At 57.6% G+C, this 16,825-nt stretch carries 16 protein-coding genes; 4 read left to right on the top strand and 12 right to left on the bottom strand.

Going from position 1 to position 16,825, the window contains the following annotated elements:
* Positions 1-3 precede the first annotated feature (3 nt).
* From Q1M54_RS08520 to Q1M54_RS08495, 6 genes are all read right to left on the bottom strand, one after another.
* Entirely contained in the window at positions 4-1,014 is a 1,011-nt protein-coding gene (locus Q1M54_RS08520) for a branched-chain amino acid ABC transporter permease (RefSeq protein WP_300556229.1), read from the bottom strand.
* A complete protein-coding gene (locus Q1M54_RS08515; RefSeq protein ID WP_300556227.1) occupies positions 1,011-1,868 on the bottom strand; it encodes a branched-chain amino acid ABC transporter permease in 858 nt (285 codons plus the stop codon). Before Q1M54_RS08515 ends, Q1M54_RS08520 begins: the two co-directional genes overlap by 4 nt.
* Before the next feature lie 99 nt (positions 1,869-1,967).
* A complete protein-coding gene (locus Q1M54_RS08510; RefSeq protein WP_300556225.1) occupies positions 1,968-3,188 on the bottom strand; it encodes an ABC transporter substrate-binding protein in 1,221 nt (406 codons plus the stop codon).
* A 58-nt stretch (positions 3,189-3,246) separates the two neighbouring features.
* Positions 3,247-3,948 (bottom strand): ABC transporter ATP-binding protein, encoded by a 702-nt coding sequence (locus tag Q1M54_RS08505; protein WP_300556223.1) that lies wholly within the window; start codon positions 3,946-3,948, stop codon positions 3,247-3,249.
* Positions 3,948-4,721 (bottom strand): ABC transporter ATP-binding protein, encoded by a 774-nt coding sequence (locus Q1M54_RS08500; RefSeq protein WP_300556222.1) that lies wholly within the window; start codon positions 4,719-4,721, stop codon positions 3,948-3,950. Before Q1M54_RS08500 ends, Q1M54_RS08505 begins: the two co-directional genes overlap by 1 nt.
* Positions 4,722-4,996: 275 nt before the next feature.
* A complete protein-coding gene (locus tag Q1M54_RS08495) occupies positions 4,997-6,223 on the bottom strand; it encodes an MgtC/SapB family protein (RefSeq protein WP_300556220.1) in 1,227 nt (408 codons plus the stop codon).
* 207 nt (positions 6,224-6,430) lie between these two features.
* Here Q1M54_RS08495 and Q1M54_RS08490 point away from each other — a divergent pair, with 207 nt between their 5' ends.
* From Q1M54_RS08490 to Q1M54_RS08475, 4 genes are read left to right on the top strand one after another with little or no spacing between them, the layout of a single operon-like run.
* Positions 6,431-6,748: a PepSY domain-containing protein gene (locus Q1M54_RS08490; protein WP_300556218.1), complete on the top strand. Its 318-nt coding sequence runs from the start codon at positions 6,431-6,433 to the stop codon at positions 6,746-6,748.
* Positions 6,749-6,783: 35 nt separating this feature from the next.
* Positions 6,784-7,260, top strand: a complete 477-nt coding sequence (locus Q1M54_RS08485; protein ID WP_300556216.1) for a DUF2271 domain-containing protein — start codon at positions 6,784-6,786, stop codon at positions 7,258-7,260.
* Positions 7,261-7,270: 10 nt separating this feature from the next.
* Positions 7,271-9,490 (top strand): PepSY domain-containing protein, encoded by a 2,220-nt coding sequence (locus Q1M54_RS08480; protein ID WP_300556214.1) that lies wholly within the window; start codon positions 7,271-7,273, stop codon positions 9,488-9,490.
* Entirely contained in the window at positions 9,471-10,532 is a 1,062-nt protein-coding gene (locus Q1M54_RS08475; protein WP_300556212.1) for an FAD:protein FMN transferase, read from the top strand. Before Q1M54_RS08480 ends, Q1M54_RS08475 begins: the two co-directional genes overlap by 20 nt.
* Here the strand turns inward: Q1M54_RS08475 and Q1M54_RS08470 are convergent.
* From Q1M54_RS08470 to Q1M54_RS08445, 6 genes are all read right to left on the bottom strand, one after another.
* Positions 10,529-11,413, bottom strand: coding sequence for an urease accessory protein UreD (locus Q1M54_RS08470; protein ID WP_300556210.1), 885 nt, complete (start codon positions 11,411-11,413; stop codon positions 10,529-10,531). The genes Q1M54_RS08475 and Q1M54_RS08470 overlap by 4 nt on opposite strands.
* A gap of 1 nt (position 11,414) precedes the next feature.
* A complete protein-coding gene (locus Q1M54_RS08465; protein ID WP_300556208.1) occupies positions 11,415-12,182 on the bottom strand; it encodes an ABC transporter permease in 768 nt (255 codons plus the stop codon).
* A gap of 13 nt (positions 12,183-12,195) precedes the next feature.
* Positions 12,196-13,014, bottom strand: a complete 819-nt coding sequence (locus Q1M54_RS08460; protein ID WP_300556206.1) for an ABC transporter ATP-binding protein — start codon at positions 13,012-13,014, stop codon at positions 12,196-12,198.
* Between the two features lie 159 nt (positions 13,015-13,173).
* Positions 13,174-14,208, bottom strand: a complete 1,035-nt coding sequence (locus tag Q1M54_RS08455; RefSeq protein WP_300556204.1) for an ABC transporter substrate-binding protein — start codon at positions 14,206-14,208, stop codon at positions 13,174-13,176.
* A 232-nt stretch (positions 14,209-14,440) separates the two neighbouring features.
* Positions 14,441-15,394, bottom strand: coding sequence for a DMT family transporter (locus tag Q1M54_RS08450; protein WP_300556202.1), 954 nt, complete (start codon positions 15,392-15,394; stop codon positions 14,441-14,443).
* Positions 15,395-15,492: 98 nt separating this feature from the next.
* Positions 15,493-16,824, bottom strand: a complete 1,332-nt coding sequence (locus Q1M54_RS08445) for a DASH family cryptochrome (RefSeq protein ID WP_300556200.1) — start codon at positions 16,822-16,824, stop codon at positions 15,493-15,495.
* Position 16,825 lies beyond the last annotated feature (1 nt).

Here is a 16,825-nt window from a genome sequence, read left to right as displayed (position 1 = left end):
TTTTCATGCCTTGCTTGCTGCCTTGTTATCTTCTGCGACTGTTTTGCGCGTTCGCAAGCGCTGCCAAATGGTGACAACCAATGGCACAAGTCCTTTAGGCAAGAAGATAGTCGCTATGACCAATATCGATCCGTAAATGATGAGCCGAAAACTATCAGCGAAACGGAGCAGCTCAGGTAAAAATACGACTGATACTGCGCCAACAATGGGGCCTGTAAGCGTACCGCTACCACCTAAAATCACTGCCAAAATGATGTTCAATGATTGATCGACGCCAAATGGTTCAGGATTTAAAAAACCTATGTAATGCGCATAAAGAGTTCCAGCCAAGCCTGCAAAAATTGAACTCATAACAAAAGCAAATAGTTTGTACCGTGAAGTAACCACCCCCATAGCTTCTGCAAGATCTTCGTTTTGACGTATGGCCAACATCACCCGCCCAGCACGGGAGTGCAACACCAGGGCACAACAAGCGGTCGCCAAAATCGCTGCTGACAAGGCCAAAGCATAGTAGTTGAGATTACTGCGCCCTTCAAAACTGAAAACATATCCAAAAAGAGTCAATTCGCTGGGGCGTGGCACATCAGGTATGCCTGCCTCACCACCAGTGAGCGCCTTAAATGTCATCAACACAATAAAGATGACCATGTTGTACGCTAACGTGACAATTGAAAAGTAATGGCCTTTTACACGTAGGCTTGGATATCCAGCAATGATTGCCATAGCACCAGTCAGCAAAGGCGCAATCACTAGTGTTGCCCAAACCGAAACGCCAAAGTTCATTGTCAAAAGAGTAGATATGTAGGCACCAATGCCCATAAATCCTGCTTGTGCGATCGATACATAACCAACAAATCCTTGCGTTAAATTTTGGCCTTGTGCAAGCACAATCCAAATCAATGCCAAGGTCATCAAATGAATGTAATAGGGTGTTTTGAAGGCATGAGGCAACGCCAACGCGACTGCTACAGCCGCAAGGCTGAACATCAAGGGTTTAGTAAAAAAACGTCTCATTTTTTCCCCATCAAGCCTTGCGGCATGACCAACAAGACCAAGATCATGATTAAGAAGGAGATCACGTCTTTGTAAGCTGACGATATGAAGCCCGCTGCCAAAGACTCGCTGACACCCAGAACCAAGCCGCCCAAAATGGCGCCTGGCAATGATCCAAGACCACCCAATATCAACACGGCAAAACCCTTGACAGCAAAACTTTCACCTACGCCTGGTGCCAGCGCTAACAAAGCCCCAATTAAGGCACCAGCAGCGACCCCTAGAGCGGAAGAAATACCAAACACAACCGATGAGACAAAGTTAACATTTACGCCCATCAGAACAGCCGCATGACGGTTTTGAGCCACAGCGCGAACAGACTTTCCAGTTTTCGTTTTTAAAAGAAGTAAGGTCACCACTGCGACCAATGTGACAGCTGTCACCATCACCACCATTCGCAACTGCGCGACGAAGATCCCTCCAAAATCAAACACCTGCTGATATGGGGTTTGAATGATGACTTGATCGGCTCCAAAAATGAGCAAGTTGCCGCCTTCCAACATCATTGTTAGGCCCAAAGCAATGATGAAGGCATTGATGTGAGGTGCATCACGAACAGGTCGATATCCGAATCGCTCTATCAACATGCCCATGACCGCTCCAACTGGCATGGCCAATGCCATGCTGGCAAAGAAGGACAGCCCCATGGTTGTCGAGAATACAAAAGTTAAGTATCCCCCAAACATAGCTAATGAGCCATGCGCAAAATGCGCTATGCCTAAAATCCCAAATACCACGGTCAGTCCAAGAGCTACCAATGTGTAGACGGAACCAATGGCGAGTCCATTGAGAATTTGTTGCAGTAATTCGATCATCGCATTTCACCGTTCGGATATGCCATCTGTGTTTGACAGAGAACCACGCGACTCAAAGTGAGATTGAGTCGCGTGCTGTTAGCCAATTGAGCTCAGGACTTATTTGCGAATACTGCGCAAAAATTGTGAATAAGCTTTGTTATCAGATGGCAATTCGGACACGAAAACCCACTTGCCCTTTTGCCACTGAAAAGCGCCGTTGGTTGTGTATGCCTGACCGTTCTGGTCAAACATGGCATTTCCATCGTTGGCTATGTACTTCATCACGGCTTCCTTTGGAATTGGCAAGGTGCGAACTGCATCTGCGACTTTCTTGGCGTCCTTTGACCCACCAGCGCGCTCGATTGCATTTTTCAGTACGTAAACCTGGTCGTAGGCGTAGGGCGAACTAGGCGTGGGTGATTGGCCGAATTTTTTTCTGTAATTTGCATCGTATGCCTTAGCTTGTGGTCCCAATGCTTCAATGGTCAGCTCTGTTGGGCGAAGATCCCAAACGCCTTCCATTTGCGCACTTGTAACTACACGCAGAAACTGTTCTTCGCTGCCGCTGGTAAAACCATATCGCGGCACATTGAGGCCCAACTCAACTGCTTGACGATATACAAATGCAGCGGGTTCAACGTAACCTACGACCAAGATTGCATCGGGTTTAAGGCCGCGGATTTTTGTTAATTGCGGCGTCATATCACGGTCGCGAAGCCCGAATGCTTCTCTTGCAATGATCTTGCCCCCAACTTTATTCAACTCTTTTTCAAAGGCATCCACGTATTGGGTATAGAAACCAACTTCCAAAGCACCGATGACAGCGACGTTTCGAGCACCCCTTTGTGCCACGAATGTACCTGCTGCAGCGCCAGTAAAGTCTGCAGGTGGACGTGTGCGAAATACGTTAGGAATACCTTGCGCAGTGATAGTGCGTTCCGCAGCATTTCCGACCAACATGACGGCGTCTTCTTTTGCAATAAAGGAGGCAACCGCGCTTGTCGATCCTGAGCAACAAAAACCTAGCAAGTACTTAACCTTGTCACGGTCGATCAGCTTCCTCACACTATTGGTGGCCTCTGTTGGGTTGGCTTTATCATCCGATGTGATAACTCTAAGTGTGTAGGTGGTTCCACCGGCCTTGATACCGCCTGCAGCATTGATCTCATCGGCAGCCATTTGAACTGCATTGGCTTGGGGCAAGCCGTAAACGGCGCCACCACCGGTTAATGCATCGTTAACGCCAAGTACCAAAACTTCGTTTGATGCATGGACTGCAGGAGTCAATGCAGCACTGATGACCAGTGCAGCCAGAGTCATAGATTTTTTCAGTTTCATTTCTTGTCTCCAGTTAAAAGATTTTTGCGAACCCCACGATTGGGATACCGCCTCTGCTTCAATAGCCCAAATAGGCTTTACTCACTTGCGGGTCATTTTTTAATTCTTGCCCTGTCCCATGAAGCACCACTTCGCCCGCTTCCAAAACATACGCACGATCAGCCAAGCGCAATGCCATGGCTGCATTTTGTTCAACAAGTACGATGGTTGTTCCCATGGCCTTGATGCGCACCAAAATCTGCTCAACTTCTTCAACAATTTTTGGTGCCAAACCTAAGGAAGGTTCATCAAAAAGACAAAGTTTGGGTCTCGCCATCAGCGCCCGAGCTATGGCAAGCATCTCTTGTTCACCACCTGAAAGTGTGCCGGCCCTCTGCTTGGCGCGCTGACGCAATACGGGGAAGAGATCCAGCATTTTTTCGATATCACTTTTCTGTTCGTTGTCTTTGCGCGTGTGTGCACCCATTTCCAAATTTTCGACAACCGACATTTCTGCAAATACTTGTCTGCCTTCTGGGCACATGGTGATTCCCTTGCGGACAATGGCATGCCCACTCAAACCATCCAATCGTTCACCAATAAATTCAATGCTGCCAGAGCGCACTTCGTTAAGCCCACAGATGCAGCGCAAGGTGGTGCTCTTACCCGCTCCATTTGCTCCAATAAGGGCTACACATTCACGCTCATAAACATCAAGACTGATCCCATGCAAAACATTTACTTTTCCATAACCTGCTGTTAGGTTCTTAATATGTAGCATCAATGCACCCCGCCAAGATACGCTTCAATGACCGCTGAGTCGCGCTGGATTTCCTCAGGCCTACCTTCAGCGATCTTTTCACCAAAATTCAGAACCACAATGCGATCGCACACTTCCATGATCAGACCCATGTGATGCTCGATAACCAATACAGCCAATCCCCTTTTTCGAATCCGCAATATGACTTCGGCCAATTCTTTCCGCTCCTGTGCAACCATTCCAGCCGCCGGTTCATCGAGCAAGATCAATTTTGGATCTGCAGCCATCGCTGTAGCGATCATGAGAAGTCTCTGATGCGCCGACGAGATGGTCGAAGTTGGATGGCCCATTACTTCGCCCAGTCCAACAAATTCAACCAACTCTTGAGCTTTGGAGCGTTGTTCAACGTCTTGAACTCTGGCGTTTTTCGTTCGGAGCACTGATCGCCACGGCGATACGCTATAGCTGGTGTGACATGCCGTCAAAACTTGGTCGAGCACACTGACCTCTGCAAGCAAACTCGTGGTTTGAAATGTTCGCGCCAGACCCAAGGGTACTCGTCGACTAATTGGAAGTTTGTTAACAGTTTGTCCACGCCACACAATGTCGCCAGAGCTGGGTGGTACTGAACCAGATATCAAATTCACCGTCGTTGATTTACCGGACCCATTCGGGCCAATCAAACCTACGATCTCGTCCGATTTCACATCAAAGCTCAAATTCTTAACGGCTTGTACGCCGCCAAAATTTTTACAGACTTGATTCAAAGTTAGCAGTCGCTCTTGCTCAGGCATTTGAACGGTGTCTTTCCTGGTTGCAGTTGAGGTGTCTCTGTGATTTTTTTGTGCAAATGGGCTAAGCCTCATTTCACACTCGTGAAAGTCAGTTTATTATTAGACCGGTCGTCTACAATTGGGGTATTCCCTGTCAGTCCTACAACTGCCAAAAGTTGGGCTTGATCATGCCGGTCGACCGCTATGGGTCGGCTGCTGCCGATCAATGAACCAATACGGTAGTCCGCTCCCAGCCTTTCGCAGACACTCATCCCTCACAAACCTGCTGCATCAACTCAGGTAAACCACATCACGCCCACCGCGCCACCCGCCACCATGGCCACCAATCCCAGTCCGACTGCCAGACCATAGCGAATCCCGCCGCTGGCTATCGCCAAGGCGGTTTTTGCCACAGCGCTGGAGGCCAGCACGGCCACCAGTGACCATTGCGCAAACTTAGGCGTCATGCCGCCTGTCTGTATCAGTTGCGCAATGCTGGCTGCGGCGGCATGCACTTCCACCCAGGCCACACACAGCGCAGCCACCAGCACACCCACATCGCCAAAAACGTTTTGCAGCCAGGCGGCGAGCAAGGACATCAAGGCAATGATGCTGGCCATGCCCAAGGCATGGGTCAGTTTGAAAGCGTGTCCTGTTGGGGTCTCGGCACCATCGCCTTCGATGCGACGCAATGCGAGCAACGCCACCAGCATCAAGCCCAGGCCCGCCAAGACCAGTGGCCAGCGCATGGCCACCAGCAGGGGCGGTGAGGCAGCCCCCAGCACTCCGGCAAACAGCGTCAACGACGCCAGATTGGCCAGCAGGGCACAAGCCGCTGCGGGCAGTGCATCACTGTGTCCTGCCCGCACGCGCTGACCCGTGCTGACGACCACAGCAGTGGAAGACACAAAACCCGAAAAGAAGGCCGCCAGTGGCATGCCCCAACGACCCCCCAGCGCCCGCTGCGCGACATGGCCCAGCATGCCGACCGCCATGACCAACACCACGATGCGCCACAGCGTGGTGGCTTGCAACACGCCCCAAGGGTCCATTGCTTGGTCTGACAGCAGCGGCATCACCACCAGTGCTGCGGCAGCCAAGATCAGGGCGTCCTGCAATTCTTGATCGGTGATCAGAACACGGCTGATGCGCTGCGAAGCTTGCTTGGCATGCAGCAGCGCCGCAGCCAGAACGCCCAGAGCGGCAGACAAGCCCGGGTTTTGTTGCGCCAGCGCCGACAGCATCAGGGTCACCAGCAATGCCACCTCACCCGTCTGGCCAGGATCGCTTCGGGCGGTGGCCTGATAACCCCCGATCACCAGTGCACCGATCACCAAGACCGTGGCCACAAATGGCCCAGTGCCCAAACTCCAACTCACATAGCCGAGCATCGCCACCAGCGCGTGCGTCCGCGTGCCCGCCTTGGTCCTGGTGGGCTCGTGCCGGCGCTCACGCACCACACCGATCAGCAAGCCTACCCCCAAGGCGGTGAGCAAACCGATCCAATGCGCAGAGGTGTTCATGACAAAACAAACATCATCCGCATCTGAGCATGAGGGGTGGCGACAAGCATTGACTTTGATCAACTTGGATTCGAACAAGAACCTTGATGATTGAGTTTTTGCGGCGCCTCGACTGTGAGCGCGCCAACAGGGCTGAATACATATGGCTTTTTCGCCATGCCCTCCATCCAAAGCCTGATGCTCAAACTGGCTTGACAGGAGCCCTTCATGAAATGCAATCACGCTTGGAGCCAGGGGCTGCTGGTGTTGTCGCTCGGCCTTGCAGCCTTGCCCGCCTTGGCCGAGGACGATTGCAATGCCCCCCTCAACCGCTGGCAATCGCGCGATGCCGTGCGGCAGATGGCCGCAGCCCAGGGCTGGCAGATCGAGCGGCTGAAGATCGACGACGGCTGTTATGAAATTCGGTTCACCGATGCCCAGGGCCGCAGATTCAAAGCCAAGATCGACCCAGAAACGCTCAAGGTCTTGAAGCTCAAGCAGGACGAGCACCATCGCGAGCGAAAAAGCGAACGCGAAGCGTCATGAGTTTTTCATTCAACAGGCTTCACGGAAATACCACCATGTCCAAACCTCTTTTATCCCTTGTGGCCACGGCCTGCGCGCTGACCTTTCCCGCCTTGGCACACAGCCGCCCCGTGACGCTGACCGCGCAGCTCAAAAATTACGGCGGTGACGGTGCCTACTTGGCGGCCTACCTCACCGATGCCAAGGGTGCCTATGTGCGCACCCTCTGGGTGGCCGGTGGCAAGGCCAAGTACCACAAGCATTTGTCGGATTGGTACCGACTTTCGGCCGGTGATGCTCAGCGTTTGAATGGCGTCACCGGTGCCAGCGTCGGCGCAGGCCGCACCCTCAAGGTCACGGCCGATCTGGCGGATGCATTGATCGACGCAGGCTATGAAATCCGCATCGATGCCGCCGCCGAAGACATGCGCGACAGCCCGTCAGAGGTCCGCATACCGCTGACCCAAGCGAATGCGGGCAAGCCGCAGACCGGCAAGCCCTACATCCAGTCGGCGAGCTTCCAACTTCAATGAAGCGCCGCGCATGAGCTGGAAAGCGATTCATCGCTGGCTGGGCTTGACCGTGGGCACGCTGGCTGTGGTGCTGGGCATCAGCGGTGCCATTTTGGCGATCGACCCGGTGCAGCAGGCTTGGCAGGCCCGCGCAGCGCCTGGCGACTTGACTGTGGCCACCTTGGTCGAGCGCGTGACACGCACGGTGCCGGACGCCGAAGAAATCCGGCATCTGCCTTCGGGTGCCATCGTGGTGTTCAGCTTTGCTGGCGAGCAGCCGCAGGCGTCTTATATCGACCCAACCGATGGCCGGGTGCTGGGCCCTTGGCAAGCCTCGGTGCTGCCGCGCTGGGTGAAGAACCTGCACCGCTCTTGGCTGCTGGGTGATGCCGGGCGCTGGCTGGCAGCGGGCGTTGCGCTGGCCATGACGGTGCTGTGTGCATCGGCGCTGGTGCTGTTGCTGCGGCGCATGGGCGGCTGGCAGCGACTGACCAAGAAAGTGCGCGGCACGCTGGCGCAACGCACCCATGTGGTCACGGGTCGAGTGGTGCTGCTGGTCCTGTTGCTCACTTCGGTCACCTCGCTGACCATGAGCGCATCGACCTTGGGGCTGGTGGTGCTGGATGTGGGGACTGAGCCGGAGGTCCTCTCGGTGGTGTCCGGCCAGCCTGCCTTGCCCGGTGCGCAGTTGGCCCCGCTGCAAAGCCTGCTGGTCAAAGATTTGCGCAAGTTGAATGTGCCGGGTGCCACCGACCCCGAAGACACCTGGAAGCTCACCACCGCCCAGGGGCAAGGCTGGATTGACCGCTACTCGGGCCAGATGCTGGCTTGGCAGGACGCCAGCTTGGCGCAGCGCGTGGTCGACCTGGCCGTGGTGCTGCACACGGGTGAATCGGCTTGGCTGTGGGCTGTGGTGCTCGGTCTTGTTGGTGCCAGCGTGCTGTTGTTTTGGTTGTCGGGTTTTTTCATTTGGAGGCAAGCGCGCAACCAGACCCCCAAGATCACCGGCAACGTCCCCATGGCGCAGGCCGATGTGCTCATCTTCGTGGCCAGCGAGGGGGGTAGCACCTGGGGTTTTGCCCAAACACTGCAAGACGCACTGAGCCTGTGCGGCCACCGCGTGCACACCAGCGCTTTGGAAAATTTTCAAACCACCGCCGCCACAGGGCAGGTGTTGGTGCTGGCGGCCACCTATGGTGAAGGCCAGGCCCCGGCCCATGCCAGTGGTGCGCTTGCGCTGATTTCCAAACTCAAGGCCACCAATGTCCCGGTGTCGGTTCCGATCACGGTGTTGGGCTTTGGCGATCGGCAGTATCCGGCGTTTTGCGCCTTTTCCGAGGCTCTGGAGCGGCAGCTGCGTTCGCAAGGCTGGCCCGCGCTGCTGCCGCTCGAGTGCATCCACCAACAATCTGCGCAGCAGTTCGCACGCTGGGGCATCGCCTTGGCGCAGGCGCTGAACGAACCGCTGGTGTTGGCGCATGTGCCGCGAGTGCCACCGACCACGGTGCTGACCTTGATCGGGCGTCAAAACTTTGCCGTAGCAGGCGGTCAGCCGACTGCGATCTTGCGATTTGCATGGCCTGCTCGGGGTTTGCGCACTTGTCTGGGCACGCATGGTTTGGTGCGGTTTTCGGCGGGTGATCTGGTGGGCATCGTGCCACCCGGCTCCAGCGTGCCGCGTTTTTACTCGCTGGCTTCGGGCTGGCAGGACGGCTTTCTGGAAATTTGTGTGCGCCAGATGCCGGGTGGCCAGTGTTCCAAGCACCTGCTGGCCCTGAAGGCAGGGGACAACATCCACGCCTTCATCCGTCTCAACCCGGGGTTTGCGCTGCCCCAGACGCGCAAGCCGGTGTTGCTGATCGGCGCGGGCACAGGGGTGGCACCGCTGGCGGGCTTTATCCGCCGAAATGACCGCATGCGGCCCATGCACCTGTACTTTGGTGGGCGCGATCCGGCACAAGATTTTTACTTCGGCCCCGAGATCGAGCGCTGGTTGGGTGAAGGCCGCTTGACCAGCTTGCAGACAGTGTTCTCGCGCGTGCCCCAAGGGGGCGGATACGTGCAAGACGCCCTGCGCCGCGATGCCGAGCGCGTGCGCCACTGGGTCAGCCAAGGCGCCATCGTGCGGGTCTGCGGCAGCCGCGCCATGGCGCAGGGCGTGGCCGATGCGCTCGACACGGTGTTGGCACCCTTGCAGCTGAGCGTCGCCAAGTTGAAGTCCAAAGAACGTTATGCCGAAGATGTTTTCTGAATCTGCTGCCAAGTGCCAACGCATCACCTTGCATGGTCCGACCATGGGCACGCGCTGGTCGGCCACCTTGGATGCCGACGACAGTCTCGACATGAATGCCTTGCAGCAAGACCTGGCCACTGCGGTCGATCAGGTGGACCAGCAGATGTCGCCCTGGAAACCGGACAGTGAGCTCATGCGTGTGAACCGTGCGCCGGTGGACATTTGGGTGGCGTTGCCCGCAGAGATGCTGGAGGTCTTGGGCTGTGCCTTGGATGTGCAGCGGCTGAGCACAGGGGCCTTTGACCCCTGCGTAGGTGGGCTGGTCAATGCCTGGGGTTTTGGTGCGGTGTGCGATGCGCCCGACGCACACGCCATTCGCATGGCTCGCCAATCCCAACCGCTTGCTGCGCACGCTTGTTTGGAGCTGGACAAAGTAGAAGGCCAAGTTCGAAAACGTGTGCCCTTGCAACTCGACCTGTGTGGCATTGCCAAGGGCTACGCGGTGGACCGCATGGCCCAAGTGTTGCAAAAACATGGCGTTCGGCATGCACTGGCAGCGCTGGATGGCGAGTTGCGAGCCGTGGGGGGGCAGTCCGGCGGTCTGCCTTGGTCCGTGGCCCTTGAAAGCCCCGAGTTTGAACGCCGAGCAGTGCGCGGCGTGATCGAACTGGAGGATCTGGCGGTGGCCACGTCTGGCGACTACCGACGCTGTCTGGAAGTTGGCGGCGCGCGCCTTGCGCACACCATGGACCCGCGTCGCTGGGCGCCGGTGAACAACGGTGTGGCATCGGTCACTGTGCTGGCTTCAAGCTGCATGCAAGCAGATGCTTGGGCCACGGCCTTGTTGGTGGCAGGCCCCGATGAAGGCTTGGCTATGGCACAGCGCATGGGCATGGGCATGGGCATGGGCATGGGCATGGGCATGGGCATGGGCATGGGCATGGGCATGGGCATGGGCATGGGCATGGGCATGGATGTGTTGTTCTTGTTGCGCCGTGGTGAACGCCTGATCGAGCTGGGCTTAGGACGGTTTGGCCGAGCCGCAGATCTCAGGACTTAGACATGCCAAAGTCGAGGGTATGTGCCCTGCATTGCCCACATCTCTTGCCGCCAAGCCGCCCACACCTGCCGCAGCAGCAGCATCGCAGGCTCGGTCACCGGTGCCAGCACCCGCAGCACGATGACTTGTTTGTGCGGTGAGGTGGCCCCGGCTGTCAGGCGCAGTTCAGAAGCTTCCATCAAATCACGGGCGCAGGCCAAAGCCCTTTCGATGCGCTCATCGGCCATGGCGCAGCCCGATGCGAACACCAACGTGGCCATGCAGCGCTGGCCTGCCAGTCCCAGCGGGCTGTCCATCAGGCGGGTGTCCTCAGCGTTCAGGGTGCCGCGTTCCAGCCACACGCCAGGGATTTCCAAGTGTTGGCGAAATGTGCCTTGCACATAGGGCATGTCGGCCGCAGGCAGCCCGAACGCAGTGAGGTCCCAGGCCATCATTTCTGCGCCGGGGGCCAGGTCAAACACGGCGCGGTTCAGGCCATCACAGCCGTTGTAGGCTATGGCTTCCAAAGGCAGCCATTCCAGGCGGGCACCAGATTCAACCCGCGCGTGCACCTGTTGTGTGGCGAGGCCTGCTTCAGACCGGTAAAAGCGCGTGGCCCCGGGCGTGGTCACCAAGCCATGCGCCCCTGATGCGACTGTGACTTGCATGTCGAGGGTGTCGCCACCCACCAAGCCGCTGGGCGGGTGCACCAGCACGTTGTGGCAGACCGCATCGCCTTCGGGGTAGAGGCTTTGCAAAATGCGCAGCGGTCCTTGGTGCAGGTAGCGGGCGACGCTGCGCTCGGACTCCAGCGTGTAGTCGAGCTGCAGGCTGGCGTGCCAAGTCGAGTGTCCGGACACGTCTGCTGCACGCACCGCACTGACCTGGCTCACCTCATGCACCTCACTCGCCTTGCGAGCCGCGGTGTGCCCAGCCGGTGGTGCGCTTTTCGATGGCGCTGAACAGTTCGTACATGGCCATGGCCATGGCACCCACGACCACCAAGCCAGAAAACGCCAAGCCCATTTGCATGGCCGAGCCGGCGGAGATCAGCAGGTAGCCAATGCCTTCGTTCGACGCCGTCATCTCGGACACCGTGGTGCCTACAAAGGCCAAGGTGATGGCGACTTTGAGCGAGCCATAAAAGTAAGGCATGGAGCGGGGCAGGCCGACTTTGACCAGCACGTCCCAGCGCTTGGCGCCCAGCACCCGCAGCACGTCTTCCAGCTCAGGTTCCAACGTGGCCAAGCCGGTGGCGATGTTCACCATGATGGGGAAGAAACTGATGAGGAAAGCTGTGAGGATGGCGGGGCCGATGCCGATGCCAAACCAGACCACCAAGATGGGCACAAAGGCCGCTTTGGGCAGCGCGTTGAAGGCCGTCATGAGCGGGTACACGGCGGCATAGGCCAGGCGTGAGCTGCCGATGATGAAGCCCAGCAACACACCCACCACGATGGCGATGCCAAAGCCGACCATGGTCACCCAAAAGGTGCGCCAAGCGTGGCCCGCGATCACGTCGCGGTATTCGATGGTTTGCTGTGCGATGCGCGAGGGGCTGGGGAACACGAATTCCGACACGTTGAAGGCGCGGCACAGGCCTTCCCAAATCAGGATGCTCAGCACCAGCAAGATCCAGGGTGACCAGCTTTCGAGGGATTTTTTATTCATGAGGGACTCCCGATCATTGGTTGATGGCTGCACCGGTCTTGCGCATGGCACCGATGTGGCCGCGCAGCTCGTGCACGATGTTGGTGAATTCTGGGGTGTAGGTGATCTCGAGGTCGCGCGGGCGCGGCAAGTCGATTTCTTTTTTCACCACAAAGCGGCCGGGGCTCTTGCTCATCACGTACACCGTGTCGGCCAAAAACACCGATTCGCGCAAGTCGTGCGTGACCAGAATGACGTTGAACTTTTGCTCGGTCCACAGGTCGCGCAAGATGCACCAAAGCTCTTCACGGGTGAAGGCATCGAGCGCGCCGAAGGGCTCGTCGAGCAGTAGCATTTTGGGTTCATGAATCAAGGCGCGGCAGATGCTGGCGCGTTGCTGCATACCGCCGGACAGTTGCCACGGAAACTTGTCTTCGTAGCCACCCAAGCCCACGGTGTTCAGCAGTTTGCGGGCGCGTTCTGCGTACTCGGCTTTCTTTTCCTTGAAATTGGAGCGGTAGGGCTCCACGATTTCGAGGGGCAGCAACACGTTGTCGAGCGTGGTGCGCCAAGGCAAAAGTGAGGAGGCCTGAAACGCCATGCCGCTGATCTTGAGCGGACCGGTCACAGGCTGGCCATCGACCAGGATGCGGCCTTTGCTGGGCATCTTCAGACCCGTGGTCAGCTTCATGAAGGTGGACTTGCCGCAACCAGAGGGCCCGACGATGGCGATGAACTCGCCTTGCTTGACCTGCAGATTGATGTCTTCGACAGCGAAATGGTTTTGTGCCAGCAACTCGTCGTTGTAGGCCAGCCAGACATTCTGGAAATCAACGAATGATTCTTGGGTCATGGTGTGGGCTCTGAAATGGTGTTCGAAAGTGTATACAAAACATCCCCTTGAAAAGCCCACTGACTCGGGTGAGTTGGAGTGGGCTCAAGCCAGGGTGTGTGCACACCCAGAGATGACCAAAGTTTCGGCAGGCCATGGGCTTGCCGAAACGATGGGGGCTTATTTTTTGGCTTTGGGCAAGATGTCCAGTTCTTTGGCGGTGGGCAAGAACGAACCGTTCCAGATGTCTTCTGACTTGACGCGGGTCTTGGTGTTGAAGGCGTCAGACACTTGCGAGGCCATCAAGGACAAGCGAGGGCCATTGACTTGGCCAAAGCCCTCAGCGCGGGCCGATGGGCTGTTGATCACAGTGTCGATGGCCAATTGCAAACGGCGTGTCTCGAGTGCGGTATTGATGATGCCGTCGCGGGCCTTGACGGTTTCAATGGCTGCGGCTGGGTTGTCCATGACTTCCTTGGCGCCTTTGGTGAACGCGGTCAAGAAGGCTTTCACAGCGGCTGGGTTTTCTTTCAGGATCTTGGGTGAGGCGATGATGGCGTTGCCATACAGCTTGACGCCAAAGTCAGGGTACTGCATGACGACCACGTCTTCGGCTTTCACGCCACGCGCTTCGATGTTGAGCAGCGATGTGAAAGTGAAGCCAGTGATGGCGTCCACGTCACCGCGAACCAACATGGTTTCGCGCAGAGGTGGGTCCATGGCGGTCCAAGTCACGTTGCCGATGTTGTTGGATTTTTGGAAGATAGGGAATGCGCGGCGACCGGCGTCAAACACAGGCGCGCCCAGCTTCTTGCCAGCCAGGTCAGCCGGGGTTTTGATGCCGGACTTCTTCAATGCCATGACCGAAGCGGGTGTGTTGTTGTAGACCATCATGATGGCCACAGGCTTGCTGGGCGCATCGGGGTTGTTGGCGTGAAATTCCATCAAAGCGGCCAGGTCAGCGAAGCCCAGGTCATAAGTGCCCGAGGCCACGCGGGTGACAGCACCGCCGGAGCCGTTACCGGAGTCCACCGTCACGTCCAACTTGGCATCCTTGAAATGGCCCTTGGCTGCAGGCAGCAAGAAGAAAGCCGAAGGGCCTTCAAAACGCCAATCCAGTTGGAATTTGATGGGGGTGGTTTGCGCGTGCGCAGTACCAAAGGCGGCGACTGCTGCCAAAGCGGCCGTGGCCTTGATGAGGAAACGCTTGTTCATGGGGGACTCCAAGTTCAAATAAACGGTGATTTGTAATTAGCAATATCGGTGCCATTATCAAGCACTCTCCTGACAAGGATTGTCAGGTTGATCCCCTAGAAATGCCCGTTTGTGGTGCCGCTCATCCGGTCCTGCCGCACCAAAAAGGTTCTCCAGAGAGTGCGCTCCTTTTTTGTGTTCTCAACTGTATACACATTGAATCTGGGTGGGATCGGTGAAAACCCTGAAGCTTTCAGCGCTGGGCCTCCACCGCTTTGACCCGGACGCCGCCGATGACGCCAAGAACCAAGAAGGCAATGCCTGCCAAGGTCAGCGGCTCGGGCCATTGGCCGCGCAGCCAAAAGGCATAGGCCAGCGCGGCCAGGGTTTCAAAGACGATCAACTGGCCTGCCAGGGCGGTGGGCAACCGCTGGCTGGCGGCATTCCAGCACAGGGTGCCGAGCCAAGAGGCCAACAATGCAATGGTCATCATGAGGACCAAGAATTCGAGTGGGCGAGGCCCCAAGGGCATGGACATCGGGTTCTGAGTAGCGCTGGCCCAAAGCCAGAACCCGGCATAGCCCAGCAAGGCCAGGGGCAGTGTGGCGATGCCTTGCGCCGTGGCCCACACACGCGGGTTGCGGTCGGGGTGGCCGCGCAGCCAGTCGGCGTTTTTGAGGGGGTACCAAGTCCAGCAAACCATCGCGCCCACGGCCAACGCGGCTCCCGTGATGTAGCGGCTGGTGTCGGCTTGCGGGTTTTGCAGCAGGCCGGTCCATTCCACGTGGTTGACGCAGGCGATGCCGAGCAAAATCAGTACCAGAGGTGGGGCCAGTTTGAGCCACGGAAAACGCCCGTCGCGTTGGTGGTTGAGCACATTCGCCGCCACCGCAATGACCACCGGTAGCGTGCCGATGACCATGGTGGGCAGCGCACCGCCTGCACGCTGGATGGCGCTCGAGAGGAACAGGTAATAGAGCAAATTGCCGATGGCGGCGAGTTTCAGCGCCACCAGCCAGTCGGCGCGGGTCAGACGCCGGATTTCGGCGCGGTCCACAAAGGCCAAGGGCAGGGCGATCAGCCCGAAGGCCAGATAGCGGCCAAAGGTGTGCAGTGCGGCGGGGTAGTCGGGTAGCAGCAGTGGCCCTACAAATACCAGACCCCACATCAGGCCTGCGGCCAGAGCGAACAACACACCGATCAGCATGCTACGGCGCTGAGCGTGTGGTCGATAAAGGTTCGGGGGAGCATGAAAAACAACATGGTGCGCATTATCCTTGCACCTCCGACAGATACTGGCCAGTGTCAGGGCGAAAGCCAGGCCTTTTGAAACCGAGCTTGTGGGTCGTGGTCTTGCGCTTGCTTGACGGGGTTGAAGCGCCGGCCCACACGTGGGTCGGTGCCGCGCCCGCTCACATACAGCCAGTTGCCCTGGTTGCTGCAGACATCGAAGTCCACCAGCTGTGATTCGAACCAGGCCGCGCCTGCACGCCAGTCGCAAGACAGGTCATGCACCAGGAAGCTCGCCACGATCTGGCGCATGCGGTTGGAGGTAAAGCCCGTGGCCGCCAGCTCGCGCATGCCGGCGTCGACGATGGGCTCACCGGTTTGACCATCGCACCAGTGCTGAAAGTCTTTTGGAAAGTGTTTGGGTTTGGGCAAGTTGGACAAGCCCCTTGCCACATACAGTTGGCGGCCGTGCTGCAGGTGCAGCATGCGAAAGTTGTCGCGCCACAGCAGCTCAAACCAGAGCCAGTAGGTGCCGTCGTTGCTGCCGTGCTGTTGTTCATAGGCATGAAGGTCTGCCCAAATGCGACGGGCCGACACTGCCCCCGTGGCCAGCCAGGGCGACCAGTGGCTGCTGGTGTGCTGGCCTTGCAGGGCGTTGCGGGTTTGTTTGTAGCGGTCGGGCCAAGGGGGCGTGAGGTAGTTTTGCAGGTGGGCCAAAGCGCTGTTCTCGCCGCCCCGGCAATGCGCTTGGACATAAGGAAAATTCGAGCGTGGGTGTGTATCGCCTTCGGTGTGGGCTTGCAGCAGTGTGAAAGCGTTGTCTGTCCAGCCGGGCAAGCTGGTCCAAGTGATGGCGGGCTCATTCGGAGGCGCAGGCAACTGGGTGGGCGCGGGCAGCGGTGCCAAAGGTTGAAGCCGCGCCGATTCGATGCGCTGGCGAAACTCGGTGAAGACTTGCGGCATGTTTTCGGCCGCAAAGGGCAGGGCGTCGGGTTCGATCAGACTGGACTGCCACAAGGTCTTGACGTTGAGTCCAGCATGGATCAGCGCTTGCAGCTGCGCTTCTTCTTCGGGCGCAGCGATGTCTTCGCAAAACACGGTGTCGGCTTGCACCAGACGTGCACAGGCGGGCAACACCTCGGCCACGGGGCCGTGCAGCAACACCAGGCGCTGGCCCAGTGCCTGCAACGTGACTTGCAGCTCTTGCAGCGTGTCGGCCATAAAACGCCTGCGGTGCGCGCCCATGCGGCGAAAGCCCCAGGCGGTGGGCTCGTCGTGCACGGGTTCGTGCACATAGACCAGCAGCAGGGGTTGTTGATGCGACTGGGCATGCTCAATCGCTTGTTTCAAGGCGCGTTGGTCGTGCAGGCGCAAGTCGTTTCGAAACCAGAAAAGGGTGGTGCGCATG

The organism is Limnohabitans sp. Rim8, assembly GCF_943326455.1.
In the GTDB taxonomy this organism is placed as follows: Bacteria; Pseudomonadota; Gammaproteobacteria; order Burkholderiales; family Burkholderiaceae_C; genus Limnohabitans_A.
Note: the sequence above shows the minus strand (reverse complement) of the source record. Positions and strands in the feature narration are given on the sequence as shown.

Excerpts from the sequence above, each read along its gene's own strand:
- Q1M54_RS08520 (WP_300556229.1), bottom strand. The coding sequence starts at position 1,014 with ATGAGACGTTTTTTTACTAAACCCTTGATGTTCAGCCTTGCGGCTGTA.
- Q1M54_RS08515 (WP_300556227.1), bottom strand. The coding sequence starts at position 1,868 with ATGATCGAATTACTGCAACAAATTCTCAATGGACTCGCCATTGGTTCC.
- Q1M54_RS08510 (WP_300556225.1), bottom strand. The coding sequence starts at position 3,188 with ATGAAACTGAAAAAATCTATGACTCTGGCTGCACTGGTCATCAGTGCT.
- Q1M54_RS08505 (WP_300556223.1), bottom strand. The coding sequence starts at position 3,948 with ATGCTACATATTAAGAACCTAACAGCAGGTTATGGAAAAGTAAATGTT.
- Q1M54_RS08500 (WP_300556222.1), bottom strand. The coding sequence starts at position 4,721 with ATGCCTGAGCAAGAGCGACTGCTAACTTTGAATCAAGTCTGTAAAAAT.
- Q1M54_RS08495 (WP_300556220.1), bottom strand. The coding sequence starts at position 6,223 with ATGAACACCTCTGCGCATTGGATCGGTTTGCTCACCGCCTTGGGGGTA.
- Q1M54_RS08490 (WP_300556218.1), top strand. The coding sequence starts at position 6,431 with ATGAAATGCAATCACGCTTGGAGCCAGGGGCTGCTGGTGTTGTCGCTC.
- Q1M54_RS08485 (WP_300556216.1), top strand. The coding sequence starts at position 6,784 with ATGTCCAAACCTCTTTTATCCCTTGTGGCCACGGCCTGCGCGCTGACC.
- Q1M54_RS08480 (WP_300556214.1), top strand. The coding sequence starts at position 7,271 with ATGAGCTGGAAAGCGATTCATCGCTGGCTGGGCTTGACCGTGGGCACG.
- Q1M54_RS08475 (WP_300556212.1), top strand. The coding sequence starts at position 9,471 with ATGCCGAAGATGTTTTCTGAATCTGCTGCCAAGTGCCAACGCATCACC.
- Q1M54_RS08465 (WP_300556208.1), bottom strand. The coding sequence starts at position 12,182 with ATGAATAAAAAATCCCTCGAAAGCTGGTCACCCTGGATCTTGCTGGTG.
- Q1M54_RS08460 (WP_300556206.1), bottom strand. The coding sequence starts at position 13,014 with ATGACCCAAGAATCATTCGTTGATTTCCAGAATGTCTGGCTGGCCTAC.
- Q1M54_RS08455 (WP_300556204.1), bottom strand. The coding sequence starts at position 14,208 with ATGAACAAGCGTTTCCTCATCAAGGCCACGGCCGCTTTGGCAGCAGTC.
- Q1M54_RS08450 (WP_300556202.1), bottom strand. The coding sequence starts at position 15,394 with ATGCTGATCGGTGTGTTGTTCGCTCTGGCCGCAGGCCTGATGTGGGGT.
- Q1M54_RS08445 (WP_300556200.1), bottom strand. The coding sequence starts at position 16,824 with ATGCGCACCACCCTTTTCTGGTTTCGAAACGACTTGCGCCTGCACGAC.